A 16,167-nucleotide genomic window follows, 5' to 3' on the forward strand; every position below is an offset into this window, starting at 1 on the left:
TTTCCGCTCTCCTGGGCCGTCTGTGGGCCGTCGGCCGTGCTCTTCCGCTCTCGGAAGGCATGGCCGACGGCCGTTTCTGTGGGCGTCGCTCAGGCCGCCACGGGCACCGTTGCATCCTCATCAGCGCCCGATGAACCGAAGGCAGAGTCGACGGCCTTCCGTGCGCGGTCCTGACTGTTCGGCATCAGGTGCGTATACGTGCGGAGCGTGAAGCCGGGGTCCGAGTGCCCGAGGTACTCAGCAAGGGCCTTGATGTTCTCCCCCGCGTCCAGAAGCACCGACGCGTAGTAGTGCCGCAGCGCATGCATGCCGTGCTCGCGCGACTTCGTGAACCGCTCCCCCGGCTCGCGCTCTGGGATGACGCCGGCCGCGACGAGTGCGGGCTTCCACAGGTACATGTTGAAGTAGTTCCGGTTCAGCGCCTTCCTCTCGCGCGAGTAGAACAAGAGCGTGGCTGTGACCGGTGGTCCGTCCGGCGTCCTCCAGGGCAGCGTGATTTCGATCGGAGGACGCTCTGTGATGTGTGCGGCGAGTGCGTGCGAAACGACATCTGGCAGCGGGACGTCGCGAAGCTTGCCGCCTTTCGGCGGAGCGAAGACCAGGTGCGGGCCGACCATCTTGACCTGTCGGACGACATGGACGACACCCCCGAGAAAGTCGACTTCGTCAACGGCAAGCCCAAAGATCTCGCCCTGTCGCAGACCGCACCCGGCGCCCACATCGGTGATCGTGGCGTACTGCACAGGGAGACCGGACCTAACCGCGACTACGCGCTGATGAGTCCACGGCTTGAGCTTCCGAGGGTCCAGCTTGGGCGCCTTTACGGAGCCAGCGCGGCACGGGTTGCGGGCGATGATGCCATCGTCAACGGCCGCGGCGAAAACAGCGGACACGTTGGCAAAGATGACGCGCTGGTATGACGACGCGATCCCAGAGTCCTTGAGCGCACGTGCCCACGCGCGGACATGACCCGGCTGAAAGGCGCTGAGAGAGCGCGATCCGATGTGCGGGAAGGCATGCAGCCGGAACCGCAGCTCCATCGCCACGATCGTGGCTGCGTCCGTCGTCTGCGAGGCGAGCCATTGCGTAGCGAACTGCTGAAACGTGACCTTCCCCGCCGCTGGGTCAACGTACTGCCCGCGGGTCATATCGGCCGCCATCTGCGTCAACCACGCCTCCGCAAGGCGCTTTTGCTTGTCGGGGAACGAGCGGCTACGTTCGGTCCCGTCCGGCGCCACGTAGCGGGCGCGATAGCGCATGCCCGTTCCGTAGCGCTCGGTCTTCACGCGCGCGGTCTTCCCGGCAGGGTTCAACACGGTCTTGTACCAGCGGTCTTGGATGTGGCCGGCCATTTGAGGCGGTGCCCCTTTCTCTGCATGAACCAGGGGCGACCGCACTGCGGTCGCCCCTGGTGGTGTGGTCGCGTCAGGCCGCTGCGCGGTCGACGTCCTTGAGCCGTGTGACGTAGGCCCGTACTTCGGCGGGGTCGTAGCGCAGGTGTTTGCCAACGCGGAAGCCGGGCGGTCCTGTGCGCTTCTTGCGCCAGGCATAGACGGTCTCCAGCGGCACACCGAATAGGTCGGCGATGTCGTCGGGGGTGAGGTACCGGTCGGGCAAGCCGCCCCGGAGGGTGGCGCGGGGGTCGGGTTGAGCGGAACGGGTTCGGCTCATGGGGTCCTTGGAAGTCGTTGGCTTCGGGGCTCGGGAGGACGCGTGTGTCCGAGGTTCGGATTTCTGCGTCACAACGTCACGTGCGTCATTCGACCTTCTGACCTGCGGCTATCGGTGACGGAGCGCGGTTGGAGTGCGTCACCGCCGCGTCACCTGCGTCACGGCGACGTGACGCAGGTGACGCACGATGACGCAGACGATTCGGCTCTGCGTCACGCCTGTTCCGGCAGGTCAGGGGCCGGTTTCCGGTGCTTGTGACGCGGGTGACGCAGCGTTCCCCTACTTAGGAAAAAAAGGGGGGGGTGGTGTCTGTATGTTGTGCGCGGCTCAGGACGTGAAGAAGGAGCCGCTGCGCGGCGCGTCCTTGGGGCGGCGCGCTGCGCCGAACAGCAAGAGGAGCACGCCGGCCGGGTTGGGCCGGGTGCTCTTCTTGCTGTTGAGCGGTGACCTTGGGTCAGAACGCGGCTTCCTGCTGCGGCTCGGGCGCTCCGACGGGGTCGGAGAGCTCGATGTAGCGGGCCTCGCGGGTGCGCCCCCAGTCGACGATCAGGCCGCGGGCGGCGAGGGTGGGCTGAAGGCGCTTGAGCCGGTCGGAGAGCACTTTGCCAGTGGTCGGCCACCCCTTCGGCAGAGGCCGGCAGTCCTCGCCGCTGTACAGACGGGTGAGGCGGTGCAGCCATTCCGCGGACGTCATCCGCTCCTGCGCGCCGGTCTGCATGCTGGCTGCGTACTGGAGCACGGTCTGCGCGAGCAGGTCTCCTTCGATCACGTCGTCGTTCAGGTCGTCCAGCCCGGCCCGGTAGGCCGCCAGCGCTCCCAGGCCGGTTGCCTCGTCGAGTTGGGCGCACAGGTGGGCGAAGTCCGCCATGCGCAGGTCGGTGGGCGTCTCGGCGGTGGCGGCACGGACCTTGACGGTCAGGTCCAGCAGGGAGCCGAGCACGATGGGCAGGACTTCGGCGTACTCCGCCCACAGTTCCGCTTCGGTGCGCCGCACCTTGGGTCGTTCAAGCCGGAGCGGTAGGAGGCGTTCGGCGAGGTCGGGGCGGATGACGCCGACGTCGATGCCGGTCAGGAGGAGGGGGCGGCGGTAGCGGGCTCGGAAGACGTCTCCGTCGGTGAACAGGGCGCGTTTGACGCTCTCGGCTCCGGTGACGATGCAGCACATGGCGTCGGACAGGTCCGGGGTCATGTGGGAGAGGTTGTCCAGGGCGGTGACCCACCCGGCGGCGACTGCCGCGATCAGGTTGTCCTCGTCTTTCGGGGCGCGGCGAAGGTCACTGCTCATACCTTCGATGATCCGGATGAGCATCCGCCCGCCGGTCGACTTTCCCGCCCCTTGGGGGCCGGTGAGGAAGGGAGCGGGGACGGGCACGGAGGGTTCCAGGCAGCCGATCAGCCAGGCCATGGCCAGGCATTCGGTCTCTGCGGTGGCGAAGTTGCAGAGCCTGAACAGCAGGTCGATGCCCTTGCCGTTGGTGTCCTTGGCGGGCAGGGGCAGTTCCCCGGTGAGCTGGGTGCGCCGCCAGCACACCTCAAGCGGATCGGGGATCGCGATGTCCCAGCCGATGGGGTGGATGCGGACGGACTGTCCGTCGTCGCGGCCCAGGTCCAACCACGTCGCCCCGTCGAAGCCGGGCGCGACGCGGATGTGGATGGGCTGCACCTGCTCGGTGAGTGCGAGTGCTTCGATCAAGTCGAGTGCCTCCTTCATCGCGGTGCCGTTGAACACGCCGAGTCCGTCACGGAACAGGCCGACCATGAGTTCCTGCCGGTGGCTTCCGGTCGTGCCCTGGGAGCGGATGGGGCGTGCCACGGGGTGGCCTTTGCGCTGGGCGTAGACGGTTCCGTCGGCGGTGCGGAAGTAGCGGAAGCGCTCTTGCGCATAGTCCGCGATGACCTTCCGGGCCGGGTTCTTCTCGTCGTCCTCCATGGTCAGAGCCCCAACCGGTTGCGGGCGTTGGTCCAGGCGTCGGTGCAGTGCCGGGCCGTTTCGCCCTTGGCCTGCGCGGCGGTGAATAGCCGCGCGATGTGGTCTTCGGTGAGGCAGCCGCACCGGCCGTGCGTGGAGAGCACCGCCAGGAAGGCGCGGTAGACGGTGCTGTGTACGCCGCTGGTGGCCTCGGTGATGCGCTGCTCGGCCATGGCGATGCCGCGCTCGAGGAAGGCGGGCGTGCGGTGGCGGCACTCACCGCCACCGGCCGGCGCGGGCACCGTGACGGGCGAGAGCGCGGGCCCGGCCGGGGCAGGCTTGCTCGTGGCGAGCGCGCGCACGGCATCGGGCAGGACGGTCGGGGTGCCGGTGCCGGGACCGAGCCAGCGGGCGTAGGACATCGTGGACTTGATGTCCACGCCGGGCCGCACGCCGTTGGCGGAGGTCATGGCCCCGAGGTAGAGCCAGTGCTCACCGCGGGTGGTAGGCACGGTCTGCGTGGCGGGCAGGTGCTCGCGGGCCCACGCGATGGCGTCGGCGTTGTCGAGGTCCACGACCGTCAGCCCGGCGCCGCCCGGGTGGTAGGCGACCGCGGCCGCGCCACGCCAGGCACCGGCCCATTCCGTGGAGGTGAGGGTCTCTGGATCGGCGGTGGCGGCGGCCCAGCCGTGGCAGGGTCCGGGGCAGGCGCAGGGGCCGGGGGTCTTCATGTGGGGGCGCCCGCCGCACGAGGTGTACAAGCAGGCGAGGCAGTTGGCGAAAGGCACCTTGCCCTTCCTCAGCGGCAGCACGGGCAACCCGGAGGCTGCCAGGGCCAAGGCGGTACGCAGGTGCTCTCCCCGGATGTCGGAGGATTGGGTCATGCTGAGAGACCTCCACAGGTCTGTTGATGGCAGGTGGACAAGGGCGGCCCCGGTTCTTGGCGGAATGGGGGGCCGCCCTTGGCGTAGCTAGGACTGGTTGCGGGCGTCGCAGAAGTCGCAATCGCAGTCGTCGTCGTGCGGGCAGTCGCAGCCGCAGGGGTGACCGGCGCCGATGCAGGAGCACTGGCACATGCCCTCACCGCACGGCTCCTCCTCAGGCCCGTTCTCAGGACCGCTGTAGGTGAGCGGGCTGACGGCGCTGTGCGCGAGATCCAGGCATTGGGCGAGGCCACGCGCCTGTTCCATGCCGGTGATCAGGAATTCCTGGACGTTGGAGACGTGTCGCGCCGGGTCCTGGCCGTCGGCAGATCCCAGGTGCCCGAGGGTGGTCAGAGTGTCGAGCGCGGTGCCGATCTGCTCGATGGCCTGCGGAAGCCGCTGCGCCAGGATCTTCAGCGCCGCGATGGCGTCGTAGGCCTCCCCCGGGTACGTCAGGCCCGGAGTCCCGGGGCGGGGAAGGGTGCGGTGGTTGAACTCGCGGATGGCTTCGGCCGCCTCGCGGGTGAGCTGGGCGGGTTCGACGGTGGTGGTCGTCATGCTGCCTCCAGGTCAGTCGTGCAGGTGGGTGTGGGAGCGGGCGAACGTTCCCCGGGTGTGGGTGGTGACGTGGGTGTTCTTGGTGACCGGCCCGGTGTAGACCGCCTTGCAGACGGAGCGTCGGGCGCGGGCGAATGCGGCGCCGATGGAGAGCGCGGCGAAGGCGATGCCGGAGAGGAGGACGCCCATGCAGACGATGCCGGTCACCGACATGGAGGCGAATCCCTTCAGCACGAGCCAGACGCCGCAGCCGATCCCGGTGGTGCCGGCGCCGATGCCGATGGAGGCGACCGCGGTTCCGGCGGCCCAGGCGGGCACGGTCCGGCGATCGTCCTGCCAGACCGGCGGTGCGTCCCCGACGTTCGGGGGCTCGGTGGTGTCTCGGTAGGACGTCGGTATGGGCGCCGTGGGCGGGGTGGGGCGGTAGATGTCGTTGATGATGCGGCGGGCTTCGGCGTTGGCTCCGGCGTCGCTCATGCGCGGCCACCAGTCGGCCGGCGGGGTGCGGGTCTCGCTCACAGCCGTGCCTCCCTTCGGTGGGTTAGGTGATGTTGGATGCAGCGTTGATGAGGGCCTGTATGGCGGAGCGGATGGCGGTGGAGGCTCCGGTGTCAGCGGTGAAGAACCCGAAGAGGAACACCGCGAGCGCGGCGCCCGCTCCGACGTAGCGGGAGCGGATGAGGACGAAGGTGATGAGCCCGAAAAGGGCGACGGCGGACAGGGTGACGATCACGAACGGGCCTCCCGGGAACGGCCGGCGGGCAGCACCCGAACCGGGGTACTACCCGCCGATGGCTTGTCGTCTTGCTTGTCGCTTGTCTTGTCGTCTCGCTTGTCTTGTCGCTTGTCGCCTTCCAGGTCACAAGCCGTTTTCGACCCCCACGACGCCCCGAGGAGGGGTGTTCGTGTGGGGCGAGTGACAAGCGACAAGCACTATCCGCCCGGGGGCGGTTCGGGGGTGTGGTCGCGGTGGACGTAGCGGGCTTTGGTGCCCTCCCCGACCCGCACCGCGGTGCCGTCCTCGGCCCACGCTTTGAGCCATCCCACGACCGTTTGCCGGGTGGTGCCGTACTCATCCGTGAGGGCGCGGGCGATCGCGGATGCCCCGGTGCCGTCCGGCCCGGCGGCGAGGAGCGCGGCGAGCGCGGCCCGCTGCGCGGGGCTGTCCTGCTCCGGCTCCCTGCGCAGTGCGGAGAGGTTCAGCCTCGAGGATGCGGGCGGCGGGCCGTCCGGGTCGGGGGCGGTAGCGAACTGGGCGTCGATCTCCTCACGGAACCGGCGCAACAGATCGTCCTCCCCGCCCTGCTTCCCGGCCCGGTCGGTGCGGTGGGCGGACAGGTTCAACCCACCCCCGGCACTGGGCGCGGACTGGTCGGTGCCGGTCGTATCGGGAGTGAGGTCGCGCATCCACGCGGTCCGCTCTACATCCCACCGGCGCGCGTAGTCCGTACCGGCCGCGTTCGCGGACACCGTGTCCAGACGCGGGTGGCGGTCGCTGGTGGCGATGGTGATGTCGCGGATCTGGGAGGGCTTGATCCGCCATGCCTTGAACAGCGCGCCCGGGGATTCGGGGGTGCCCATGAACCCGGCGCCCTTGAACGGCGCCTGATCCACGCGCAAGCCCCGGCGCCCCGGGAACATCTTGGACAGGTCCATGCCCTCGGTCTCGCCGCCGGTCAGGGCGACGCGGACCTTGGCCTCTCGGCGGATCATCAGGTTGCCCAGCACGCTGCCAGTCGCCCCGAGGGCGGTGATGATCGTGCGTCCTCCCATGGAGCGGTGCATGCGGATGAACTCCAAGATGCGGTTGGCGAGTTCCTTCATCCGCCGATCGGTGGAGACGAGGATCTCCGCGCCCTCGTCGATGACCAGCATGATCTGCGGGATCTTCGCGCTCACCGGCAGCAGGTCGGTGTCGTGCTTGGCCATCAGCTCCTGGTAGGCGCGCTTGCGGTGCAGTCCGACCGCGATCGCCGCGTCCAGCAGCTTCAGCGCCTCCTCATACGTGCCGGCGAGCCAGTCCACGCCGGGCCGCACCGGATTCCCGTCCGCCTGCTTCAACTCGCCCCCGAGGGCGGGGCGCACCCAGGGCAGGCCGGCCGATCCGGCGTTCAGGTCGATCACCCACGTGAGGACATCTTCGGCACGGGCGAGTCCGGCCAGGATCGTATGGAGCATGTTCGTCTTGCCCGACCCGGTCGGCCCGACCACCAGCGCGCACTGCTCGCGCAGGTAGGCGAGCACGTCATCACCATTGGTCCGGAACCCCCAAGGGATGCCGGTCAGGATCGACAGCGGCGTGTAATCCGTGGGGTACTCGCGCGGTTCGGCGAGGACGTTGCGGGTGGTGACATCCACGATCGCCCGGCCCTGGTGGGCGCCGGGACCGACCGCGGCGGTACAGCCGTGCGGCAGCTTCGCATCCGCCGACAGGGCCGCGGCGTACTGGGCGATGCGGTCGTAGGTGATACCGCCCTGCGGTTCGAGATCCAGGGAGTAGCCGTTGCCGGTCTCCCACATCTCCACCGCCAGCACGCGCACGGTGATATTGCAGATCCGGCGGATCCGCTCCACCCACTCCGCGGCGATCTGACGCCGCTCCGCACTCATCTCCAGCGCGACCTGACGCCGCTCAGCCGCCAGGACCTCCTCCTCACGGGCCTCCTCATAGAGGGCGACAGACCGCGCACCGGCACCCATCCCGACGCCGATCGTGGCAAGCGAGCCGAGCGCCGCCCAGGACAGGGGGCCGGTGGCCATGGCCCACGTGGTCCATCCCGCGCCGACCAGCCACGATGCGGCCTTGAAGGCGAGGGTGCGGCCCGCGTTGCGGACCTTCAACCCGGCGACGGTGTGCCCGAGGGCGCCAGCACCACCGACCGCCATGGCCCACGCGGGCGGCATGGACAGGGCGGCGCCGGTGGTGGCGACGGCCAGGGCTCCGGTCGTGGCGGACAGAGTGCCGGTCACGGGGCCGTGACCGGCACTCCAGTCCAGCACCGGGCCACGGTCCGCCTGCCTCTTCTTCTTTGCGGCAGTGGTGGCCTTCATGTCAGACGTTCCAGCCCTTCTCGGCTTCCGGGCCGTTGCGGGGGTCCTCGTGGCGGGCGATGTCCTGCTCGTGGGCCTGCCGGAACAGCGGACCCATGTCCTCAGCGACCGCGACCGCGGACATCAGCGCGCCGAAGATGTCGTTGAAGCCGTCCGCTACCTCCTTCTCCAGCGGGAACTCACTGTCCGCGCGCTCCGCGAGGGTCTTCATCACGTTCGCCACCGACGTGAGCGCGGCCGGGAGTCCCTCGACCATGGCGAGGATCTCCATGGCATCCTCGGGGTCGTAGGACTGTGCGGCCTGCTCCATCTCGGCGGCGTGCTCTTCGAACTGGAACCCGGACACGTGCTCTCCTTCACTACTCGATGACGGGTGATCGCTGTGGTTCGGGACAGGCCCGGCCGGGCGCTCCACCCGGTCCCCCAGCCCATCGGTGGTGTCCTTGGCGGCTTCCTGCTCTGCCGCGTCCTCCGCTGCGGCCTGCTCCTCGCGGATCGCCGCATCGCGCTCGGCACGCTCCTCGCGGGCCGCACCTGTCAGCCGCCGGTAGAGGCGCCTACCGGGGTGGACCAGCCAGGGCAGGCCCAACTTCCGCCCAAGCGGGCTCGCCAGGAACCCGAGCAGGCCAATCGGGAGCGCCAGCAGGGCGCCCAGGACGCGGCGCCCGTGGAAGCGGGCCGCGGACCGGCGCAGCGCCTTCCTCGCGGCCCGCCGGGCAGGAGCCTTACGCACGGCCGAACGCCCGGCGGACACCTTCCGCGCGGTGGCCGCATCCCTGCGCGCCCGCTGCTTCGCGATAGCCGCCTGCTTCACCGCACGCGCCTTGCGGCCCGCACCCCCGAGCATCCGGCCCGCCAGACCACCCGACCGCGCCCGCGCCTTACCGGCAGCACCGGGCTTGTTCGCGCTGGCCTTGGACTTGTTCGGCTTCGGGGTGTTTCGGCGAGCGTCGGCCACCGCGCGCCGGGCCGCGGACGTCTGCTCCCGCTTCTGCGCGCGGGATGCACCGGCCTGCTTCTGCGCCTTGCGCAGCGCCTTGACCTGCCCCGCCATGGACAGCACACCCGCCGCACCACCGCGACCGCCACTATTGAGCCCGGAGGGCTTGTTCAGAGAGACCGGCGTACGGTTCTTGCCCGCCCCAGACCGACCCTGAACAGCCCCGCCGCGACCCGAACCGGCGCCCGGTCCGCGCCGACTCTGCCCGGGGACCTTGCCCGAACCGCCAGCTATACGGCCACCGGCTGAACTGGCCTTCCGCCCAGCCGTACTGACTCCGGCGGAACGGTGGCGAGCGGCGTGCTGACGGGCCGCGGAACGCGCGGCGGCCCGGCGTGCGGCCTGCCTCGGACGCGGGTTGCGGCTGCGGTAGGAGGCGAGCGTGCCGAACACGACTACGCCGGTTGCGGCGACCGCCGCGGCGATCGGCCCGCCGGCCAGCCCCGCCGCGGCGATCGTGGAAACGGTCGCGTTCGCACCCGACAGGGCCAGCGGGGCCACCGGCCAACCACCGGGCGCGTCCTCTACTTGCCTGTTCTTTTGCTCATCCGCTCGGTCCGCAGCCTGTGCAGGGGCCGGAGCGGGCGGAGTGTCGGTCGTGGCAGGGGCCACTACTGCTTCCGTACTGGTGTCGGTCATGCTGAAGGCACTCCTTCCGGAGTGAGAAGCAGGACCCGAACGCACCGGTTAGAGGGAGGCGTTCGGGTCCTGCGCTTGTGTGGGGAAGGCGCTGTTCAGACGGAGTGGTGGGTGGGATGAGCCGCGGCGACTTCCTGCCAGCGGCGGTTGTCGGCGGCGCTTCCGTTCTGCACGCGGACTTCGAAGGTGCAGCCGGTCGCGGTGCAGCGGTGCCGCGTGCTCGACCAGGCCTCTTCCGCGCGGATCAGCAGCCACAGCGCGGACGACAGCACCGACAGCACACACGGCGTGATCAAACCGATCGGCACGCCGTACGCGTGCAGCTGCACGGCGATCCAGGCGGCCACCGTGCCGGCAGCGGCGATGAGCGCGGCGCTCGTGATCCGGCGCCGGGTCGGACTCTGTGCCATGAAGGGAACTCCCAGTTCAGAGAGGGATGTCAGGTGGCGCGCTGTTCCTCGGGGGCGGCGCAGGAGCCGCACATGCCCAGCGAGGGCGGGATGACGTATCCGGCGTCGCGGCGACACTCGGGGCAGATACGGCGGGCGGTGTTGGCCTTGGCCAGGGCCGCCCACCGAGCCGGGGTCATCGGCCGCACCGGCTTCGCAGTGTCAATGCGGTACAGGTAGGCGACCAGCGGGCCGCGCCGACGTCGGCGGGGGCGTTCGAGCTGGGCGGCTACCTCCTGTCCGCCGGGCCGTAGGCCGAGGGCGCGGAGTTGGCGGCGGGTGGCGTAGCCCTCGGGAGCCAGGCGCCAGCGGTAGGCGGGCAGGGTCACGACGTGCTCTCGGCTGCCATGAGGGTGGTCCACGCCTCCCGCACGCGGTCCTCAGCGCCCTTGAAGCCCTGTCCGCGGAACTCCGTCGCGGCCTGCCGGTACGACAGCGGCGGGTTCTGCGAGTGCCGCAGGAACCGCAGCACCACCACCAGCTGCTCATCCGAGAGCGTGGCCCCCGGCTCGGGGACCGTCACACCCGCGACCATCGCCACGTCCGCGAGCGCCACGGCCGGGAGATGAACCTCCTCATCCCCTGACTGCCCGGTGTCCTCGGTGGGCAGTTCGGCATCCGGCGTCACGCTGTCGTCACGCCCGTCGTCACACCCACTCACCGGACCGGGAGGCAGGGCGTTGACCTGCGTGTCTTCCACGCCTCGGGCGGTGTCGGAGGGCGGTAGGGCCGGTGCCGTCGCGGGGGCGGATTCCAGCGGCGTGACGGTCGGCGTCACGGGTGTGCCGAACATGGCGGCCAGAGCGGCATCCGCGCCCTCGGTCACGCGCTCGCGCTGCACGTTCACCAGCCGCGCCCCGAGCGTGACGTCACCCACGCCGACCTTCTCCGCGAGCTTCCACGACTCCCGCTCCGACTGCTCCTGAACCTTGGCGTCGGGGTGGTTGGCGGCACGGGCCCGGTGATAGGCGAGCGCCTGAACCAGCTCAGCCGTCTTGCGTTCGGCCTCCGGGTCGCGGCCATCGCGGTGCACGACGATGCGACGCGCGAGGAACGCGGCGCCCTCGGCGGACACGGACATGCCCATCGGGGTCAGCGCGTAGATGACCATGCGACCCGCATCCGGGGCAGCCATCGCCGACATCCCCGACGCAGCTGCCGGCAGCGCCCACAGCCCGGCACGCACCGGCCACGGGGACGCCTGGCCCAGCATCGTCAGACCGAGCAGGACCAGCGCGAGCACCGCGGTGGCGCCCTCACCGGCCGCGACCGCACCGGCCGCCGTGCCCTTGCCGTACATGTGGCTGATGTTGGAGAACGTGCCGATCGCACCGAACCCGCCGGTCGCCACCATCGGCACGAACGCCGCAGCCAGCACCAGCGCCTGGCCGCGGGTGAGCTTGCGCGGTGACCCCGTTGCGGGAGTGCCGGTCATGCGGCTTCCCCCGTCCCGAGACGATTGGCGACCGTGCGGCGGGCGGCCAGCACCTTGTTCGCGGCCCGGCGCAGACGACGCTGGTCCAGCTCCGACACCGGCCGGTCCAACAGACTGATCTGGACGTCGAGCAAGTCCATCTCCGCATTGATCAGCGGACGCTCCAACTCGATGGCGTGAAGGTCCAGCCAGGAAGGTTCCGCGTCGGGAAGGCCATCGGTAACGGGCTCCTGAACAGCAACGATGAGCTTCATGGGTCGTGTCTCCCTAGCAGTAGGTACGGCCCGAACAGCACCCCCCGGAGTAGCCCCTCCGGGGGGTGCGCGCCGTACAGGGACAGGTCCTCTCGCAGAGCACGAGCGGCCGCGGCTCCCCGACATCTCACGCCGCGTACGGCAGAGGTGTCGGGGACCGTGAGCACTGGTGCTCAGGCAGGGCGTCCACCGCCCCGCGAAAGTTCTGCGGATCGCAGATCACGCAATGCCAGTCACCGCCCCGAAAGGCGGATCCGGGCAGGTCACCCGGCCCGACATGGGCGGTCGGATGGTGACCCGCACCCATCGACCGCCCGAGTGCAGGCGGCTGGGTCGGCACACTGTTGAGTTCGTCGTAGCGCTTGTTCCGGGCCATGCGTCCGGGCGCTATTTGCGCAGGTCAAGCAGGTCGAAGCACGCCGTTCCGCTCCCCTACCGGAGTGCGTTTGGCATGAACTCAGATTGACCCATGTCAATCTGCGTGTCAAGCACGTGCCCTGAAGGAGCCGGGATTGACCTAGGTCCAGCTACTCTCGGAGCTATGGATTCGAGCCCCAACGCCCCTAAGCCCACGGCCAAGGACATCGCAGCGAGATTCCGCAGGGAGATCGGCGACGGTGAGCGTGAAGCAGGAACACGCCTGCCGGCCGCACGCCAGCTCGCGAAGGAGCTTGGTGTCCAGCTCATGACGGTTCAGAGTGCGTACGGCCAGCTTCGGGACGAAGGGCTGATCCTCACCCAGCAGGGGCGCGGTACTTTCGTGCGCGACCCGTCCGTACCACTCGGCACCGAGCCGGGCAGCAGCCCGGCGTACACCGCGCTCGCCGACGAACTCAATTCGATCCATGACGCCCTCCGTCTGCTCGGAGAGCGCCTGGACCGCCTTGAGCGCGTTGTGGGCGCTGAACGCCCGCCCGCTCGATAAGGATGTCCGTACGTCGCAAGAGTCGATCGGCGATCGCCCGCGCGTCCTCCAAGCTCGCCTTGATCAAGGCGAGCTCGGCCGCCGACATGCCGCTCAATGCACCATTCGGAACGCTGATCCCTGACATGCCTAAGAGCATGCAGCCGCCAACGCCAGAGGACCCGGACAGACTGTCCGGGTCCTCTTTCCTTGCAGGTCAGGAGTATTGACTAATCGTCACTCCATCGCTGACTCCACCGCGTTCAGTACGGCATCCCACGGCAGAGCGCGTCCCGACGGGGCTTCACGGGGCTCGTAGAGCGGCCATACGTCCGGCCCGTAGACGAGCGAGACGCCCGCCGCACGCAGGGCCTCAATGTGCCCGGTCCATGCAGGGTGGCGAGCGTGCGCGGCGTTCACCCTCGGGAAGACGACCACGGGGAGATTCGCCGTCCCAATCGCTTCCCCCACCTGCGTGAGGGCTTGGTTATCCATCAAGCCCAGGGCGAGCTTCGCGACCACATTGGCCGACGCGGGCGCTACGACGTAGCAGTCCACCGGAGGGTGCGGGCTCGCATCCCGCGGGCCCCGTGGCGCATCGCGCACCGGGAGGCCGGTCATCTTCTCCAAGCGGTCTGCCTCACCGTTCTCACGGAGCCAACGCCCAGCCGTCGGCGTGAGCGTCACCGCTACCTGCCACCCCCGCTGTATCGCGGGCTCCACCAGACCCGTTCGGAGTACCTCTACGCCTCCGGCTCCCGCGCCGACGACTCCAAGGACTCCGCGTTCCCCTGAACTCACTGCACCGCCCTGCACCGTTGAGCCATCACGAACACTTCGGATGAGCGTGAGCCACCCGTCACGGGTGCCTGCTTGATCAAGTCGCGCAGGGTCTCGCGCACCCTCGGATTGTTGCGTACGAGCTGGGGCGACGTGCGCTCCGCGATCCGCAGCTCACTGAACGCGTCGTCTCCCTGACCAGCCAGGGAGAGAGCACGGGCGTAGTCGATCCGGTGCGAGACGCTGCGTTCTTGCGGCATGTGGTCGACGTTGATTCGACCGTGCTCCACCACGTACGTCACGTTGTCGAGGTCCAACTCAATGGAGAGCCTGTGAAGCAACACGTTCGTGGGGCCGAAGCCGGTTTGCCAGTAGTTCTCATCCGAACCGAGATCCTCGGCAAGCTGGTCCGCACGGCTCAGCAGGCTCGTAGCAGTCCCGCGATCCTGGTGGCGTGCCGCGGCAACAGCTGTTCGCAGGTGAATCATGCCAAGCAAGCTCAGCGCCTCAGGGTCGTTGCCCTCAACGCGGGACGCCAACCACCGGGCAGTAGTGTTCCCCAGTTCCAGAGCGTCGTCGTAGCGACCGTTGGCCAGTAGCGCGTGCGCACCGGAACGCGCGGCCGACGCGAGTACGAGCGGGTTCTCCGACGCGTCAGCCGCTTGCATCGCCCGTTCAGCAGCGAGCCACGACATGTCGGACTCGCCGATCTTCGCGAGGGTCGTAGCCGCGAGGTGGTGGGTTCGGGCGGAGACTGCCCAGCAGTCGTATCGGTCTCCTTCCCTCCGAGCCGCGCGGTCCTCCAACTCCTGGGCAGTTTGAAGGAGACCAGGAAGAGCCGCGATGACGCTCCCGAGTCGGCCGCCTTGGTAGTCGTTCCACGCATGCTCGACTCGTACAGCCACGGGCGCGGGGGTAGGAAGCTGAGTCTCCACCCCCGAGCCGAAGAGTACCCGCGAGAGGCGCCGGGGGCTCATGAGCGCATCGCGGACGGCCGGCACATCGTCCTGCTGCTTGTCGTCCTCTAGAAGGACGGCCTGCCCGAGCAGGTCCCCGAGGGAAACGCGCAGGATGCGCGAGAGCTCGGAGAGCATGTCGATACGCGGCGGCTTGCGTCGGCCCGTCTCAATCTTCGCGAGCCAGTCGGTGCTACGGCCGACCAGACCTGCAAGCACCTCTTGTGTGTAGCCGCGGCGCTTCCGGTAGAAAGCGATCCGCTCGCCGATACTGAGGTGATCTCCAAGACCACGCATTGCGTGCTGCCTCCTGCTACTTGAAGGGGCCTGCTTCACGGTACAGATGGCGCCCACCAGCGGATAGACGTACATCTGCCGGACTGAATTCAGGGTCGAAGGCGAGGCATCAGACTGCCCGGACCGTCTGCCCGGGCAATCTTCATCGCCATGGATGCCGTCCACGCGGGGCCAATGCACCCCGCTGTAGGCCGAGCGGATATGCGACGGAGTGATGAACGGGGTCTTCACGGGGCGGACGCCGTCTAGACGAGTCATTCCGAATGATCAGTGGTCGTACGCGATCAGTGATCGTGTGACCGGCTGGCGGGTCTTGTGGTTGTGCCAGATCGCGGCGGCCATCGCGAGGATGCGCTGGGCGACGCGGATGGCGACGCCCTCGAAGGTCCGCCCGCCGTGCTGCTCCAGGTCGAGCTGACCCTTGAGGGTGTCGTTGACCGACTCGATCAACTGCCGCACCGACTTGAGGAGGCTCTCGCCCTTGCGCTTCTTCTCGCGCTTGAACGAAGGCCGCAGCAGTTCCGCTCCCCGGAAGGCCAGATCGGCCTCGAACTCCTTGGACGCGAAACCCTTGTCCGCGATCACCAGCAGCCCCGGCCGGTCGGCGGCCAGGTGCGGTTCGCGGTCCAGCATCGCGGCCAGCACCTCCCGCTCGTCCACCTTCGGGTTCGTCAGCGCCCACAGGATGGGCATCCCGGTCGGGGTGCAGACCAGGTACAGCCGCAGGCCCCAGAAGAACCGGGAGTGCGAGGCGCAGTATCCGTATCCGGCCCAGCCGGCCATGTCCGACCGCTTCACCGTCGGACGCGAGCGGCCGCACTCCACCGGCGTGGAGTCGACGATCCAGTGGTTGTCGAACCAGAAGTCCGTATCCACTGCAAGCATGCGTATCGCATGCTTGACCAGCGGCAACGCGGCCCGCAGCCGCTTGTTCCAGCCCGGTTGCTTCGGGACGTACGGGAACATCGCTCCCAGCCGCGAGTGCACGAACCGCAGCCAGCGGGACTCGGACGTGAACCCCAGCAGCGCCTGGGCGACGGCGAGGCAGACCAGCTCGGAGTCGGTCAGCCGGGGCGGACGGCCCAGCCATCGGGTACCTCCGATCTCGTCATCGATCTTCACGTACAGTTCAGTCAGCAGGGCGTCCAGCTCATTCGTCACAGAACGATCTTGGACGCCCTGAGGCTTATTCACGGGGTGTCACCAGCCCTTCTTGTAGAAGGCGAGGGCGGTGACGGTTTTGGCGACGAGGGCGAAGCGGGTGAGGGGCCGCGGTAGCGGGTGGCGAAGATCTTCCAGTTCTTCAGGTGTGCGATGGCTCGTTCGACCGCGGCTCGGAGC

General features: G+C 69.0%; 17 protein-coding genes. 1 reads left to right on the forward strand and 16 read right to left on the reverse strand.

Features of this window, described 5'->3' with window-relative positions:
• Positions 1–89: 89 nt before the first annotated feature.
• From ABZ532_RS01990 to ABZ532_RS02050, 13 genes are all read right to left on the reverse strand, one after another.
• Positions 90–1,352 carry a tyrosine-type recombinase/integrase gene (locus ABZ532_RS01990; protein WP_361278578.1) on the reverse strand — a complete coding sequence of 421 codons (1,263 nt, stop codon included), beginning with the start codon at positions 1,350–1,352 and terminating at the stop codon, positions 90–92.
• A gap of 73 nt (positions 1,353–1,425) precedes the next feature.
• Entirely contained in the window at positions 1,426–1,671 is a 246-nt protein-coding gene (locus tag ABZ532_RS01995; RefSeq protein WP_361278580.1) for a helix-turn-helix domain-containing protein, read from the reverse strand.
• 454 nt (positions 1,672–2,125) lie between these two features.
• Positions 2,126–3,601: an ATP-binding protein gene (locus ABZ532_RS02000; protein WP_361278582.1), complete on the reverse strand. Its 1,476-nt coding sequence runs from the start codon at positions 3,599–3,601 to the stop codon at positions 2,126–2,128.
• 2 nt (positions 3,602–3,603) lie between these two features.
• On the reverse strand, positions 3,604–4,464 hold the full coding sequence (locus tag ABZ532_RS02005) for a bifunctional DNA primase/polymerase (RefSeq protein ID WP_361278584.1): 861 nt from the start codon (positions 4,462–4,464) through the stop codon (positions 3,604–3,606).
• A gap of 87 nt (positions 4,465–4,551) precedes the next feature.
• Entirely contained in the window at positions 4,552–5,061 is a 510-nt protein-coding gene (locus ABZ532_RS02010; RefSeq protein ID WP_361278586.1) for a hypothetical protein, read from the reverse strand.
• Positions 5,062–5,073: 12 nt separating this feature from the next.
• Positions 5,074–5,580 carry a hypothetical protein gene (locus ABZ532_RS02015; protein ID WP_361278588.1) on the reverse strand — a complete coding sequence of 169 codons (507 nt, stop codon included), beginning with the start codon at positions 5,578–5,580 and terminating at the stop codon, positions 5,074–5,076.
• Between the two features lie 22 nt (positions 5,581–5,602).
• Complete coding sequence (locus ABZ532_RS02020) at positions 5,603–5,794, reverse strand: hypothetical protein (protein ID WP_361278590.1); 192 nt, start codon at positions 5,792–5,794, stop codon at positions 5,603–5,605.
• A gap of 200 nt (positions 5,795–5,994) precedes the next feature.
• Positions 5,995–8,112, reverse strand: a complete 2,118-nt coding sequence (locus ABZ532_RS02025) for an FtsK/SpoIIIE domain-containing protein (RefSeq protein WP_361278593.1) — start codon at positions 8,110–8,112, stop codon at positions 5,995–5,997.
• A 1-nt stretch (position 8,113) separates the two neighbouring features.
• The gene (locus tag ABZ532_RS02030) at positions 8,114–9,613 is read right to left on the reverse strand and encodes a hypothetical protein (RefSeq protein ID WP_361278595.1); all 1,500 of its coding nucleotides are present in this window, start codon (positions 9,611–9,613) and stop codon (positions 8,114–8,116) included.
• Positions 9,614–9,846: 233 nt separating this feature from the next.
• Complete coding sequence (locus ABZ532_RS02035; RefSeq protein WP_361278596.1) at positions 9,847–10,161, reverse strand: hypothetical protein; 315 nt, start codon at positions 10,159–10,161, stop codon at positions 9,847–9,849.
• A 29-nt stretch (positions 10,162–10,190) separates the two neighbouring features.
• Positions 10,191–10,529: an RRQRL motif-containing zinc-binding protein gene (locus ABZ532_RS02040; RefSeq protein ID WP_361278599.1), complete on the reverse strand. Its 339-nt coding sequence runs from the start codon at positions 10,527–10,529 to the stop codon at positions 10,191–10,193.
• Complete coding sequence (locus ABZ532_RS02045; RefSeq protein ID WP_361278601.1) at positions 10,526–11,635, reverse strand: hypothetical protein; 1,110 nt, start codon at positions 11,633–11,635, stop codon at positions 10,526–10,528. The genes ABZ532_RS02040 and ABZ532_RS02045 overlap by 4 nt, the downstream gene beginning before the upstream one ends.
• Positions 11,632–11,889, reverse strand: coding sequence for a DUF6284 family protein (locus ABZ532_RS02050; RefSeq protein WP_361278603.1), 258 nt, complete (start codon positions 11,887–11,889; stop codon positions 11,632–11,634). Before ABZ532_RS02050 ends, ABZ532_RS02045 begins: the two co-directional genes overlap by 4 nt.
• 541 nt (positions 11,890–12,430) lie before the next feature.
• Here ABZ532_RS02050 and ABZ532_RS02055 point away from each other — a divergent pair.
• Positions 12,431–12,814 (forward strand): winged helix-turn-helix domain-containing protein, encoded by a 384-nt coding sequence (locus tag ABZ532_RS02055; RefSeq protein ID WP_361278606.1) that lies wholly within the window; start codon positions 12,431–12,433, stop codon positions 12,812–12,814.
• Positions 12,815–13,030: 216 nt separating this feature from the next.
• Here ABZ532_RS02055 and ABZ532_RS02060 read toward each other — a convergent pair whose 3' ends face one another.
• From ABZ532_RS02060 to ABZ532_RS02070, 3 genes are read right to left on the reverse strand one after another with little or no spacing between them, the layout of a single operon-like run.
• Positions 13,031–13,609: a flavoprotein gene (locus ABZ532_RS02060; protein ID WP_361278608.1), complete on the reverse strand. Its 579-nt coding sequence runs from the start codon at positions 13,607–13,609 to the stop codon at positions 13,031–13,033.
• Positions 13,591–15,057: a helix-turn-helix domain-containing protein gene (locus tag ABZ532_RS02065; protein WP_361278610.1), complete on the reverse strand. Its 1,467-nt coding sequence runs from the start codon at positions 15,055–15,057 to the stop codon at positions 13,591–13,593. The genes ABZ532_RS02060 and ABZ532_RS02065 overlap by 19 nt, the downstream gene beginning before the upstream one ends.
• Positions 15,058–15,093: 36 nt before the next feature.
• Positions 15,094–15,987 carry an IS982 family transposase gene (locus ABZ532_RS02070; protein ID WP_361278612.1) on the reverse strand — a complete coding sequence of 298 codons (894 nt, stop codon included), beginning with the start codon at positions 15,985–15,987 and terminating at the stop codon, positions 15,094–15,096.
• Positions 15,988–16,167 lie beyond the last annotated feature (180 nt).

This window comes from Streptomyces sp. NPDC019396, assembly GCF_040632375.1.
Taxonomy (GTDB): Bacteria; Actinomycetota; Actinomycetes; order Streptomycetales; family Streptomycetaceae; genus Streptomyces.

What these genes read in the sequence shown, in the direction of transcription:
- ABZ532_RS01990 (WP_361278578.1), bottom strand. Translation starts at nt 1,352, where the DNA reads ATGGCCGGCCACATCCAAGACCGCTGGTACAAGACCGTGTTGAACCCT.
- ABZ532_RS01995 (WP_361278580.1), bottom strand. Translation starts at nt 1,671, where the DNA reads ATGAGCCGAACCCGTTCCGCTCAACCCGACCCCCGCGCCACCCTCCGG.
- ABZ532_RS02000 (WP_361278582.1), bottom strand. Translation starts at nt 3,601, where the DNA reads ATGGAGGACGACGAGAAGAACCCGGCCCGGAAGGTCATCGCGGACTAT.
- ABZ532_RS02005 (WP_361278584.1), bottom strand. Translation starts at nt 4,464, where the DNA reads ATGACCCAATCCTCCGACATCCGGGGAGAGCACCTGCGTACCGCCTTG.
- ABZ532_RS02010 (WP_361278586.1), bottom strand. Translation starts at nt 5,061, where the DNA reads ATGACGACCACCACCGTCGAACCCGCCCAGCTCACCCGCGAGGCGGCC.
- ABZ532_RS02025 (WP_361278593.1), bottom strand. Translation starts at nt 8,112, where the DNA reads ATGAAGGCCACCACTGCCGCAAAGAAGAAGAGGCAGGCGGACCGTGGC.
- ABZ532_RS02035 (WP_361278596.1), bottom strand. Translation starts at nt 10,161, where the DNA reads ATGGCACAGAGTCCGACCCGGCGCCGGATCACGAGCGCCGCGCTCATC.
- ABZ532_RS02045 (WP_361278601.1), bottom strand. Translation starts at nt 11,635, where the DNA reads ATGACCGGCACTCCCGCAACGGGGTCACCGCGCAAGCTCACCCGCGGC.
- ABZ532_RS02050 (WP_361278603.1), bottom strand. Translation starts at nt 11,889, where the DNA reads ATGAAGCTCATCGTTGCTGTTCAGGAGCCCGTTACCGATGGCCTTCCC.
- ABZ532_RS02055 (WP_361278606.1), top strand. Translation starts at nt 12,431, where the DNA reads ATGGATTCGAGCCCCAACGCCCCTAAGCCCACGGCCAAGGACATCGCA.